10 protein-coding genes are annotated in these 12,615 nt (G+C 64.5%); 7 read left to right on the top strand and 3 right to left on the bottom strand.

The window, feature by feature from the left end:
• Positions 1 to 24: 24 nt before the first annotated feature.
• On the bottom strand, positions 25 to 468 hold the full coding sequence (locus tag U5805_RS15205; RefSeq protein ID WP_322104303.1) for a hypothetical protein: 444 nt from the start codon (positions 466 to 468) through the stop codon (positions 25 to 27).
• A gap of 403 nt (positions 469 to 871) precedes the next feature.
• On the opposite strand from U5805_RS15205, the gene U5805_RS15200 reads away from it, so the two are divergent.
• From U5805_RS15200 to U5805_RS15185, 4 genes are all read left to right on the top strand, one after another.
• Positions 872 to 1,462 (top strand): YSC84-related protein, encoded by a 591-nt coding sequence (locus tag U5805_RS15200; protein WP_322104302.1) that lies wholly within the window; start codon positions 872 to 874, stop codon positions 1,460 to 1,462.
• 343 nt (positions 1,463 to 1,805) lie between these two features.
• Complete coding sequence (locus U5805_RS15195; RefSeq protein WP_322104301.1) at positions 1,806 to 3,998, top strand: indolepyruvate ferredoxin oxidoreductase subunit alpha; 2,193 nt, start codon at positions 1,806 to 1,808, stop codon at positions 3,996 to 3,998.
• A 14-nt stretch (positions 3,999 to 4,012) separates the two neighbouring features.
• Entirely contained in the window at positions 4,013 to 5,524 is a 1,512-nt protein-coding gene (locus tag U5805_RS15190) for an indolepyruvate oxidoreductase subunit beta family protein (RefSeq protein ID WP_322104300.1), read from the top strand.
• A gap of 35 nt (positions 5,525 to 5,559) precedes the next feature.
• Entirely contained in the window at positions 5,560 to 5,997 is a 438-nt protein-coding gene (locus U5805_RS15185) for a thioesterase family protein (protein ID WP_322104299.1), read from the top strand.
• A gap of 18 nt (positions 5,998 to 6,015) precedes the next feature.
• Here the strand turns inward: U5805_RS15185 and U5805_RS15180 are convergent, their stop codons facing one another.
• A complete protein-coding gene (locus tag U5805_RS15180; protein WP_322104298.1) occupies positions 6,016 to 6,462 on the bottom strand; it encodes a MarR family transcriptional regulator in 447 nt (148 codons plus the stop codon).
• A 224-nt stretch (positions 6,463 to 6,686) separates the two neighbouring features.
• Here U5805_RS15180 and U5805_RS15175 point away from each other — a divergent pair, with 224 nt between their 5' ends.
• Complete coding sequence (locus U5805_RS15175) at positions 6,687 to 7,466, top strand: cyclase family protein (RefSeq protein ID WP_322104297.1); 780 nt, start codon at positions 6,687 to 6,689, stop codon at positions 7,464 to 7,466.
• An 87-nt stretch (positions 7,467 to 7,553) separates the two neighbouring features.
• On the opposite strand, the gene surE is transcribed toward U5805_RS15175, so the two are convergent.
• Complete coding sequence (surE, locus tag U5805_RS15170; RefSeq protein WP_322104296.1) at positions 7,554 to 8,342, bottom strand: 5'/3'-nucleotidase SurE; 789 nt, start codon at positions 8,340 to 8,342, stop codon at positions 7,554 to 7,556.
• 268 nt (positions 8,343 to 8,610) lie between these two features.
• Here surE and ydiK point away from each other — a divergent pair, with 268 nt between their 5' ends.
• Together ydiK and U5805_RS15160 are read left to right on the top strand one after the other, a co-directional pair.
• On the top strand, positions 8,611 to 9,717 hold the full coding sequence (ydiK, locus tag U5805_RS15165) for an AI-2E family transporter YdiK (protein WP_322104295.1): 1,107 nt from the start codon (positions 8,611 to 8,613) through the stop codon (positions 9,715 to 9,717).
• A 202-nt stretch (positions 9,718 to 9,919) separates the two neighbouring features.
• On the top strand, positions 9,920 to 12,592 hold the full coding sequence (locus U5805_RS15160) for an ATP-dependent Clp protease ATP-binding subunit (RefSeq protein ID WP_322104294.1): 2,673 nt from the start codon (positions 9,920 to 9,922) through the stop codon (positions 12,590 to 12,592).
• Positions 12,593 to 12,615: the final 23 nt, after the last annotated feature.

Genomic DNA, 12,615 nt, shown 5'->3' with positions numbered 1-12,615 from the left:
TCTTGACGGTTGTCAGCGTTAGCCCTAGCTCTGCTCGGCGTTCGCTTCAGCCGTGGCGGCCGCGCAGTTCGCGTGGAAGCACGACACCATGAAGCGCGTGCGCACGCGGTCGGATTCGCCGCAGACCTGGCTGCACGGGCGCGTGCGCATTTGCACGAAGCGCAACGGCATGACGCGCACGCTGGAACGAAGCGGTGCGGGGGATGGGCCGCGGCGTCCGGCCGGCGCGAGCCGGCTCGCCAGATGAAAGACGATGGCCGCGACGCCCATCATGCCGGTGAGCGTCAACGCGGCGGCGGCCGGCCAGAGCGCGCGATGCGGCGCGCACCAGAGTGCGAACAACGTGGCGCAGAAGCCCATGTAGAAAAGCGGCAGCAGCCATACGCCGGCATGGCTCAAGCGGTCGCAGGCGCGGGCGAGCGCGGTGCGGAACGCGGAAGAAGGGCTTTCGGGGCGGCGGACAGTCATGACGGCTCTTTTCAGCAAGTGACGAAAATCGGAGCGTGCCGGCCGCGTTTTGTTGCGCCAGCACGATCTCAATTTTGTCGGGGCCGCCCTGGCGCCGATATCGAACAATTTCGAGAAAGCGCGCCCGGTGCGTCGAAATCCGCCGACATTCCCCGAGCGCCGAAACGGCCGCGCGGCGCCCCTGCCGTTCTCGCGTCGCACCTGAAAATCGAACTCGATGCCGCCTGCATGGTCCTATCCCCCCAAGGATGGCCGGACGTGGCGTCTCCCTTGGCGATGCCGCGTCGTGAAAGTCGCGGCTGAAATGGGGCATGAACACGGCCGCGCGCGCTATCCTGTGACTTTCGCGCCGCCGGCCCCGCCGGTTTGCGCGCAATCGAAGCCCTTTTCTACAGGAACGCACATGCGCCGACGTCAATTTCTCCTCAGCTCCAGCGCCGCGCTTGCCGCGAGCGGTCTCGCGCTCGCGGGGTGTACGACCACGCCGCTGGGTTCGCAGGACAGCGCCGCGCAGAACGCGGCCAAGCGCCATTCGATCGACGCCGGCGTGGACGCCACGCTCGCGCGCCTCTACAGCACCGTCGAAGGCTCGCGCGAACTCATTTCGAAGGCGAGCGGCGTGCTGGTTTTTCCGCAGGTTCTCGCGGCGGGATTCTGGATCGGCGGGCAGTACGGCACGGGCGCGCTGCGTGTGGACGGCCGCACCACGGGCTACTACAGCACCGTCGCGGGCTCGTTCGGCTTGCAGATCGGCGCGCAGTCGAAGGCCATCATTTTCGCGTTCATGAATCAGGACGCGCTCAACGACTTCACGAACAGCCAGGGCTGGTCGGCGGGCGCGAACGCCACCGTGGCGGTCGTGACCGTGGGCGCGAACGGCAACGTGGATACGTCCACGGCCATGAGTCCTGTCGAAGCGTTCGTGCTGACCAACGCCGGGCTCATGGCCGGCGTGTCGCTCGAAGGCGTGAAGGTCTCGCGCCTCGTCATCTGAGCGGCTCTCGCGGCGGGCCGTGGCGCGCCCGCCGCCGTATGTTGCACCGCATCGTCGCGTGCGCTTTTCGGCGCCTTTCTCCGCTCTTTCCCCGCTTGCTCCCAGTCTGCTCCCCGCCTCTTTCCGCCAGATCCCGCCACACCGTTCACGCCGTGGTTTCCGAATCATTTTGAATGTTGTAGCTTGCGCAATTGACCCCGATGCCACGTCGGCCCGCGCGTGCCGAAACGCGTATTCACGGGGTTAACTATGATTTTGGAAATATTTAAATCTAAACTATACTTGCCCCACGCATGACGATGCGAAGTCGTGCGCCACGAGTCGATCATCGGAAGGGACGGTCATGGCAGAGCGGTCGTTTGTCGAGGAAGTGAAGAAGCTGCGCCTCGGCGCAGGCGAGGTTTTCAGCGGCGAGGGCATTCTCGCCGTCACCAAGGCGCTGCTGGAATCGGGCGTGGCCTACGTGGCCGGCTACCAGGGCGCGCCCATTTCGCACTTGATGGATGTGCTCGCCGACGCGCAGGACATTCTTTCCGAGCACGGCATTCGCTTCGAGAACAGCGCGAGCGAAGCGACGGCCGCGGCCTCGCTGGCCGCTTCGGTCAATTACCCGCTGCGCGGCGCCGTAACCTTCAAGGCGACCGTGGGCACCAACGTGGCTTCGGACGCGCTCGCGAATCTCGCCTCGGGCGGCGTGACGGGCGGCGCGCTCATCATCGTCGGCGAGGATTACGGCGAAGGCTCGTCGATCATGCAGGAGCGCAGCCACGCGTTCGCGATGAAGTCGCAAATCTGGCTGCTCGATCCGCGCCCGAATCTGCCTTGCATCGTGCAGGCCGTGAAGGACGGCTTCGATCTTTCCGAGGCGAGCAGCACGCCGGTAATGCTGCAACTGCGCATTCGCGCATGTCACGTACACGGCCAGTTCGTCGCTTCCGACAATCGCCGGCCGTCGTTCACGATCCAGCAGGCGCTCGATCAGCCGCGACGCGACGTCGACCGCATCGTGCTGCCGCCCGCGAGTTTCCTGCACGAAAAAGAGAAGATTCACGAGCGCTGGCCCGCGGCCGTGAAGTTCATCGAAGATCGTCAGCTCAACGAATTTTTTTCCGCCGATGCGCGCGAGATCGGCATCGCGGTGCAGGGCGGCAGCTACAACACGGTGCTGCGCGCGCTGGAGCGTCTCGGTCTCGCCGACGTCTACGGCGAATCGGCAATTCCGCTGTACGTGATGAACGTCGCGTATCCGCTGATCGATTCCGAGTGGCAGCGTTTTTGCGCCGGCAAACGCGCGGTGCTCGTGATCGAGGAAGGCCAGCCGAATTTCGTCGAGCAAAACGCGAGCGCGATCCTGCGTCAGCAAGGCGTGGACGTCGCGCTGCACGGCAAGGACATGCTGCCGCTCGCGGGCGAGTACAACGCCGCGACGGTGATGAAGGGCTTGCGCACGTTCTTCGAGCGTTACGGCGTACTCGAACCGCAACCGCAGCCGCGCAAGGTGATTCCGGTCGCGGTCGTGGCCGCCGATGCGCCGGCCTCCGCTGCCGCCTTGACGGCGACGCAGGACGAGTTGCCGCCGCTCGACACGAATGTGCATGCACGTCCGCCCGGTTTCTGCACGGGCTGCCCCGAGCGCCCGATTTTCACGGCGATGAAACTCGTCGAGCGCGAGCTCGGCCCGCATCATGTGAGCGCCGACATCGGCTGTCACCTGTTTTCGATTCTGCCGCCGTTCAACCTCGGCGCGACGACGATGGGCTACGGCCTCGGCAGCGCGAGCGCGGCCGCGTTCAACACGAGCGGCAGCAAACGCGCGATCTCGGTGATGGGCGACGGCGGCTTCTGGCACAACGGCCTCACGAGCGGTATCGCGAACGCGGTGTTCAATCGCAGCGACAACCTCACGATCGTGGTCGACAACAGTTATACGTCGGCGACGGGCGGGCAGGACATTCTCTCTTCGAAGGCGCTCAATCCCACGCGCAGCACCGGTCATGAAATCGAGCAGGCGGTGCGCGGCGTGGGCGTGAAATGGGTCAAGACGGTGCGCCGCACCTACGATCTCAAGACGATGATGGGAACGCTGCGCGAAGCGCTCACCACGGGCACGAAAGGCCCGAAGGTGCTGATCGCGCAGAGCGAGTGCATGCTCAACAAACAGCGCCGCGAAAAGCCGAAACAGCGCAAGGCGATGGCGGCGGGCGAGCGCGTGGTGCGCGAACGCTTTGGCGTGGATTCCGATACCTGTACGGGCGATCACTCGTGCATCCGGCTTTCGGGTTGTCCTTCGCTGTCGATCAAGCCGAACCCCGATCCGCTGCGCACCGATCCGGTGGCGAGCGTGCTCGACAGTTGCGTGGGCTGCGGCTTGTGCGGCGAGGTTTCGCATGCGGCGGTGCTGTGCCCGTCGTTCTACCGCGCGCAGATCATCAGTAATCCTACGAAATGGGACAAGCTGAAGCAACGCGTGCGCGACGCCGTGATCGGCTCGCTGCAACGCCGCGACGCGGCAAAGCGCGCACGCTACGCGTTCTGAACGAAGGACTGACGATGACGAAGACACAACCCATCAAGATCGCGATTCTCGCCATGGGCGGCGAGGGCGGCGGCGTGCTTGCCGACTGGATTGTCGATCTCGGCGAGCACAACGGTTATTTCGCGCAAACCACGTCCGTGCCTGGCGTCGCGCAACGCACCGGCGCGACGATCTATTACGTCGAGCTGTTTCCGCGCGAAGAAGGGGAAGCGCGCCCGCCCATTCTCGCGCTCATGCCGCTGCCTGGCGACGTGGACGTGGTGCTTGCCTCCGAGTTGATGGAAGCGGGGCGCGCCGTGCAGCGCGGGCTCGTGAGCGCGGATCGCACGACGCTCGTGGCATCGACGCATCGTGTGTTCTCGATCGCCGAAAAAACCGCGATGGGCGACGGCCGCGTGGACAGCGACGCGCTCGTCGCGCACGCAACCCAAGCCGCGAAGCGCTTCGTGCGCTTCGACATGGCGCAGGCCGCGCAGGATACGGGCAGCGTCATCAGCGCGGTGCTGTTCGGCGCGCTGGCTGGCACCGGCGTGTTGCCGTTCAGCCGCAAGCAGTTCGAGGAAACCATCGAGCGCGGCGGCGTGGGCGTGAAGCCGAGCTTGCGCGCGTTCGATCTCGCGTATGGTCGCGCCGGCGATGCGGGCGAGCCAACCAGCGACTACGCCGCGAAAATGCAACCCGGCGCGCAAGCGGCCGTTGCCGCGCCGCGCGACCCGCAAGTCGCGAAGCTGCTCGAACGGGTGCGCGCGGAATTGCCCGCTGGCGTGCATCATTTTGCCGTCGAAGGCGTGCGCCGACTGATCGACTATCAAGACCCGGCGTATGCCGCGTTCTATCTCGATCGTCTCTGCGCGTTGCGCCGGGCGATTCCCGATGCCGACGACGCGCTGCTGCGCGAAACGGCGCGCCATCTCGCGCTGTGGATGTCGTATGAGGACGTGATTCGCGTGGCCGATCTCAAGACGCGCGGCACGCGTTTCGAGCGTGTGCGCGGCGAAGTGAATGCGCAGGAAAACCAGTTGCTCGCCATCAACGAGTTCATGCACCCGCGTCTCGAAGAAATTTGCGAGACCTTGCCCGCTTCACTCGGGCGCTGGCTCGCGCGGCCGCATTGGGTCAACCGCTTCGTGGGCAGCCGCACGCAAGCGGGCCGCGTGGTGCAGACGAGTTCGCTGCGCGGCTATCTCATGCTTTACGTGATCTCGCGTTTGCGCGGCATGCGCCGCCGCACGCTGCGCTACGAGCTGGAAAACCGGCGCATCGAAGCCTGGCTCGCGCAAATCGTCGATGCGGCGAAACACAATCCCGCGCTCGCCACGGAAGTCGCTCAATGTCAGCGCATGGTGAAGGGCTACAGCGACACGCACGCGCGCGGGCTCAAGAACTACGAGACGGTGATGGCGGCCGTGGTCAAGGCGGGCGCGCAACTCGCGCCGGCCACGTTGCGCGACTTGCGCGACGCCGCGCTTGCCGACGAGCACGGTCACAAGCTGCGCGCGGCGCTCGCGCGGCACGCGTTGGCGTAATCGACGCCGCGCGAACCCTGACAGGAGACAGTTGAATGGCAATGCCGACGTTCCGGCGCAAGCACAAGATCCACTTTTCGGAGTGCGATCCGGCCGGCATCGTGTTTTATCCGCAGTATTTCGTGTTGTTCAACGATTTGATCGAGTCTTGGTTCGATGAAATGCTGCCCGAGGGTTATCACGGCGTGATCGGCGCGCGGCGTATCGGCATGCCGACCGTGCGGCTCGAAGTGGATTTCACGGCCGTGAGCAAGATGGGCGACGAAGTAGGGTTGTCGCTGAACGTCGAGCGCATCGGCGAAAAGTCGCTCACGCTCGCGTGGGCCTGCACGGGCGAGGACGGCGTGCTGCGCATGGCCGCGCGTCAAACCCTCGTGACGACTTCGCTGGACACGCACAAATCCGTTGGGATACCTGACGATATTCGCAGTGCGATTGAAGCGGCCGTGACGGCCGCGGCCAGGCACGGTTGAGCGCGTGCGTGCGTTGAATTACGCGGGCGGCCGATGCAGTTCGATGAGCAGGCGCAGCGTGGCCTTGAGTTCTTCGGCCTTTTCCTGGCCGAGCGGCGCGAGCACCTGCTCCTCGTGCGCTTTTGCCTGCTCCATCAGCGCGGAAACGAGTTTTTGGCCGCGCGGCGTGATGCGCACAAGCGTGACGCGCCGGTCCGCGTCGTGCGGAATGCGCTTGACGTAGCCCTGCGCTTCCATGCGGTCGAGCAGACGCGTGACGGTGGGTTGTTTGGTGACGGAGACTTGCGCGAGACGGCCGATGCTGATGGCCTTGCCGTCGGAGAGTGTGGAAAGCACGCGCCAGTCGGAAATTTCGAAGCCGCTGGCTTGAACGATGACGTGGAATTCGCCGGAAATCAACTGGCTGACCTGGGCGAGCAGCGCGGGTGTGTAGCTATCGACAAAGCTGGAAGTGGCTTGGCTCATACGTGGATATCGCGGGAAGCCGGCGTGAGGCGCGAACTGCGCCCGCCGACCCGCCAACATACCACGGCGCCCGATTTATCGAGAGCTGGCCGTAAGCAAAAAAGGGGTTAACCATGATTATGGATTAATTTATGCCTCAAGATAATCGGATCGAAGACAACCCCACGTGCTGGCGCCCGCGCCACACACCACGATGACGCGCGAACGAAAACGAGGAGTGCAAGATGACGAGCAGTCTCGAACAACTGACTAGCGGGCTGGCCGGCGGCCAGATTCGCGTGGTGGATTTGACGCAAACGCTCTCGCCGGATTTTCCGGCGCTGCAACTCCCGCCGCAGTTCGGGCAGGTGTGGGCGTTCAAGATGGAAAAGATCAGCCAGTACGACGAACAGGGTCCGGGCTGGTACTGGAATAATTTTTCCTGTGGCGAACACACCGGCACGCACTTCGATGCACCTGTACACTGGATTTCCGGGAAGGATCATGCACAAAACTCCGTCGATACGATCGACGTGAAGAACTTTATTGCACCGGCTGTCGTGATAGACGCCAGCGCGGAAATTGCCGCGAACGACGACTGGCTGCTGACGGTGGGCTTTCTGGAAGCATGGGAAGCGAAGCACGGGCGCATCCCGAGCGGCGCGTGGGTGCTGCTGCGCTCCGACTGGTCGAAGCGCACGGACCCGGCGAAGTTCCTTAATTTGCGCGACGACGGCGCGCACACGCCGGGGCCGACGCAGGAAGCGGTGGAATGGCTGATCGGCGAGCGCAACGTGCATGGCTTCGGCGTGGAAACCATCAATACGGACGCGGGGCAGGCGTATGGCTGGCCGATTCCCTACCCATGCCACACGCTGATGCACGGCTCGAACCGTTATGGTCTGCAATGCCTGAAGAATCTCGATCAACTGCCGCCGACGGGCGCGGTGATCGTTTCCGCGCCGCTGAAGATTCAGGCCGGTTCGGGCAGCCCGCTGCGCGTGCTGGCACTCGTGCAGGACTAAGCGCGGCGCACGATCCAGACGTTTTTCGTCTGGATCGGTTTTGCTTCAACCGTTTCAAGGCCGCCTGCCTCGGGCGGCTCGGGGAGCTCAGGCAGCCGCGCCCAGCGCTGCCTGCAAAGTCGCATAAGTTCTTTCGTCGGTGCGCTCGAAGTGCAGCGGCGTCACCGAAACGCGGCCGGAGTTCACCACGGCCGTTTCGCTGTCGGGCCCGTTCTCGCGCGGCCCGCGATTGAAGCGCAGCCAGTGATAGTCGAGGCCGCGCGGGTCGATCTGCGGCACCACGTCGATGCCTTGCACGAGGCCCACGCCCTGGCGCGTGACCGTGAGCGGGCCGGCCGCGCTCGCATCGACATCGGGGAAATTCACGTTCAGGCAGACCGGCGCCTCGTGCGCGACCGAGGCGAGGCGGCGAATCACCTCGGGCGCGAGCGCTCGCGCCGTGTCCCAGCGCACGCGTTCGCGGTCCCGGAAGGTCTGGCTCAACGCGATGGACGGCAGGCCCAGCAGCAGCCCGGTCATGGCCGCGCCCACCGTGCCCGAGAACATCGTTTCGACGCCGAGATTGCCGCCGCGATTGATACCCGAGAGCACGAGCGAAGGCCGCACGTCGCCCATCAGCTGACGCACCGCCATCACCACGCAATCGCCCGGCGTGCCGAGCACGCCGAAACGCCGCTCGCCGCGCCGGCTCACGCGCAACGGCGTGTGCAGGCTGATCGAGTGCGAAGTGCCGCTTTGATCGTGCTCGGGCGCGACGACCCAGACTTCATGCGCGATTTCGGCGGCGACGGCTTCGAGCGTCGCGAGGCCGGGCGCGTCGATGCCGTCGTCGTTGGTGAGAAGCACGCAGGGGAGTTTGTTGCCGGTAGCGGACATGGCGGGCTCTTTCGTCGATGCAAGGTCGGGAAAGCGCCATTATTCCAGAGCGTTGCGCCGGCTGCATCGACGACGGGTATCGTTGCGCATCGCGAGTCGCGAGCGCCGCGCGCGTCGTGCGTGCCCGGTCGTTAAGAATGCGAACGAAATTGGCGTGCCGCGCGCCGCGAGTATGGGGCGATCCCGTGGCTGCGAGGCCACTTCGCGCTGCATCGCGACTTATCCGATATAGACTAGCGTGCCATGGCGCCCGTTACGAGAAACGCACATGAAACCACAAGTTACGCCCGATATTGCCCGCATCCTGTTTATCGTCGCGATTCTTTGCGCGCTGACGACCGGCTCGCTCTATGTGATGCGTCCGTTCATTCCGGGGCTCATCTGGGCCACGACCATCGTCGTCGCGACCTGGCCGGCCATGCTCGCCGTTCAGCGGCGGTGCGGCAACCGGCGCTGGTTCGCCACGCTCGTGATGATCCTCATTCTGCTCGTGGTGATCGTGCTGCCGTTATACGAAGCTATCTCCACGCTGGCCGCGCACGGCGGCGAAATCATGGATGTGATTCGCAAGCTGCCCGACTACGCGCTCACGCCGCCGCCTCAATGGGTGCATGAAATCCCTGTCGTGGGCACGCGCGTTGCCGCCAAATGGCAGGAGTTTTCGGATGCCGGCCCTGGCGGCTTGCTCGCGCAACTCGAACCTTATGTGTCCATCGCGGCGCACTGGCTCATCGGTCACGCGGCTTCGGTGGGCGTGTTCGTCATTCATATGTTCATCACCGTAATCATCACGGGCATTCTCTACGTGAAAGGCGAGCAGGCGGCGAGCTACGTCGTGAGTTTCGCGAGCCGCATCGCGCCCGTGTACGGCGAAGAAGCGGTGCAACTCGCGGGCGCTTCGATTCGCGCGGTGGCGCTGGGCATCGTGGTGACGGCGATACTGCAATCGGCGCTCGGCGGCATCGGGCTTGCCGTGGCGGGCGTGCCTGGCGCGGGCGTGCTCACGGCGTTGATGCTCATGCTGTGCCTCGCGCAGATCGGCCCGGCACTGCCGTTGCTCGGCGGCGTGGTGTTCCTCTTCATGCACGACGCGCGCGTGGCCGGCATTCTGCTCGCGGTGTGGTCGCTGATGGTCATCATGCTCGATAACTTCGTGCGGCCCGTGCTGATCCGCCGTGGCGTCAATCTCTCGATGCTGCTGATTCTTTCGGGCGTGCTGGGCGGCATGTTTGCGTTCGGCATCGTTGGCTTGTTCATCGGCCCGGTGATACTCGCTGTTTCCTCCACGCTGCTTTCCGCATGGATCAGAAGTCCGGCGGGACAATCGGGCGTGCCGCAGGAACCCCACCCGCCGCTCGTCGATCCAGACGTTTGAGATATTGATCGAAACGCGGCGGTTCCGTCGCGGCTTCATAACGCAGCTTGCCTTGGCGTCTCCTTGACGACGCGCTCCGCGAATCGACGTTACGATGATGGCTGGACTTCGTAACGGCATTCGTTAGAGCATTCAGGCGGCTTTCGCGAGCGCCCGGCGCGGACCGGGCTCGCGGGCCGCGCTTCGCTTTCAGGGAGACTCAATGGCTCAGTTCAACTGCGATATTTGCGGCGTGCGGCCCGCTACCGTGCGGGTTGCCGTGTTACAGGACGGCAGACGGCGTTTTCTCGATGTCTGCGATTATCACTACGCGCAACTCACCCGCCATCAACGGACCTTGAGCCCGCTCGAAGCGCTGTTCCGCGCGTCGCAGCAAGCCGACGGCACGGCCGAACCCGCGCCGCAGCAAGCGATGGAAGCCGGCGACGGCGCGATCGTCGAGCGCTATTTCAGCGACGTGGCGCGCGAATTGCTCCAGCGCGCGGCGGAACGCGCGGTGCAGTTCGGCCGGCGCGAAGTGGACACGGAGCATCTGCTTTACGAAATCGCCGGCAACGACGCGGGCGCGGCCATTCTCAAGCGGCTCGGCATTCAACCCGACGACGTGCGCGCCTTCATCGACGCCAACGCGCAAAAGCATGATGTCTCGAACGCGCCCGAGAACGGACGCATCGGCGTGTCGCCGCGTTTGAAGGGCGCACTCGATCGCGCGTTTCTCGTGTCGCGCGAACTCGGGCACAGTTACGTCGCGCCCGAACATCTGCTGTTCGGCCTGACGCAAGTGCCGGAGAGTTTCGCGGGACACTTGCTCGGGCGTTATGGCGTTACGCCGCAAAAAGTGCTGCAAGGTCTCGTGGAAGCGCAAGGCGACAAGCGCGAGCGGCCTGCCGCGAAAGGCCCGAGCGCGACGCCGCAACTCGATCAATACAGCCGCGATCTCACCGCGCTCGCGAGCGAAGGCAAGCTCGATCCCGTGATCGGGCGTTCGAGCGAAATCGAAACCGTGGTGGAAGTGCTGGCGCGCCGCCGCAAGAACAATCCCGTGTTGATCGGCGAGCCGGGCGTGGGCAAAACCGCCATCGCCGAAGGGCTCGCGCAACGCATGCTCAACGGCGACGTGCCCGAGTCGCTGCGCGGGCGGCGGCTCGTCGAATTGAACGTCAACGGCCTCGTGGCGGGCGCGAAATATCGCGGCGAATTCGAGGAGCGCGTGAAAGGCGTGATGGAAGAGATCACGGCGCAGCGCGACAACCTCGTGCTCTTTATCGACGAAGTCCACACGATCGTCGGCGCGGGCACCGGCGGCGGCGAGGGCGGCCTCGATATCGCCAACGTGTTCAAACCCGCAATGGCGCGCGGCGAACTGAATCTGATCGGTGCGACGACGCTTTCCGAGTATCAAAAGTACATCGAGAAAGATGCCGCGCTGGAGCGGCGTTTTCAGCCTGTGTTCGTGGCCGAACCGAGCGTCGATCAAACCATCAACATCTTGCGCGGCCTGCGCGACAAGCTGGAAGTTCATCATCACGTCACCATACGCGACGACGCGCTGGTTGCCGCCGCCGAGCTTTCGGACCGCTACGTGACGGGCCGTTTCCTGCCCGATAAAGCCATCGACCTGATCGATCAGGCGGCGGCGCGCGTGCATCTTTCCGCCACGTCGCGCCCGGCGGCGATTCTCGAACTCGAAGCGGAACTCGCGCAGTTGCGTCGCGAGCAGGATTACGCGGCGACGCGCAAGAATTTCGAGCGCGCGCATACGCTCGACGAACCCATCGCCGACAAGGAAAAGGCGCTCACGCAGGCCACGAGCGAATGGAAAGGCCGGCTCGGTTCCGTGACGTCCGACGTGACCACGGAAGAAGTGGCCGAGATCGTTTCGAAGCTCACGGGCGTGCCGGTGACGCAGTTGACCGCGGAGGAGCGCACGCGCCTGCTCGAAATGGAAAAGCGCTTGCACGAGCGCGTGATCGGTCAGGAGCAGGCGATTGTTGCGGTGAGCGACGCGGTGCGCCGTTCGCGCGCGGGGCTGCGGCGCGGGCGCCGGCCCACGGCCGTGTTTTTATTCCTCGGGCCGACCGGCGTGGGCAAAACCGAACTGGCCAAGGCGCTGGCCGAAGTCGTGTTCGGCGACGAAGACGCGATCGTGCGCATCGACATGAGCGAGTACATGGAGCGCCATGCGGTGTCGCGCTTGATCGGCTCGCCGCCCGGCTATGTGGGCTACGACGAAGGCGGCCAGTTGACCGAGCGCGTGCGCCGCCGCCCCTATTGCGTGATTCTGCTCGACGAGATCGAAAAGGCGCACTCCGACGTTTACAACGTGCTGCTGCAAGTGTTCGACGATGGGCGGCTGACCGACGGCAAGGGACGTGTCGTCGATTTCAGCAATACGATCGTGATCGCGACAAGCAATCTGGGCTCCGATGTGGTGTCGGGGCAGAAGCGCTCGGGACCGGGCTTTCTATCGAGCGCCGATGCGTCGATGCAAAACGCCGTAATGGGCGAGTTGCGTCAGCATTTCCGGCCCGAGTTCCTGAACCGCATCGACGAAATCATCGTATTCCAAGGGCTCAATAGCGAGGAGTTGCGTCTTATCGTTCGATTGCAACTCGAGCAGGTGCAGAGGATGGCGCGTAGTCAGGATATCGAACTAAGTTTCGACGACAGCGTGGTCGATCATCTTGCCGCCGAAGGTTACCGGCCCGAATTCGGCGCCCGCGAGTTGAAGCGTCAGATCCAGCAGACCGTGGAGAACGAACTGGCGAAGGAAATGCTCAAGGGCGACGTGAAGGAGGGCGCGAAAGTCGTGTGCCGTTACGACACGGTGGGCCGGCGCATGACGTTCGCGGTGCAGGAGTCGGGCAAAATCTGACGATTTTCGCGCGCGCCCGGAGG

The sequence above is a fragment of the Paraburkholderia sp. J41 genome (assembly GCF_905220235.1).
Lineage (GTDB): Bacteria > Pseudomonadota > Gammaproteobacteria > Burkholderiales > Burkholderiaceae > Paraburkholderia.
Note: the sequence above shows the minus strand (reverse complement) of the source record. Positions and strands in the feature narration are given on the sequence as shown.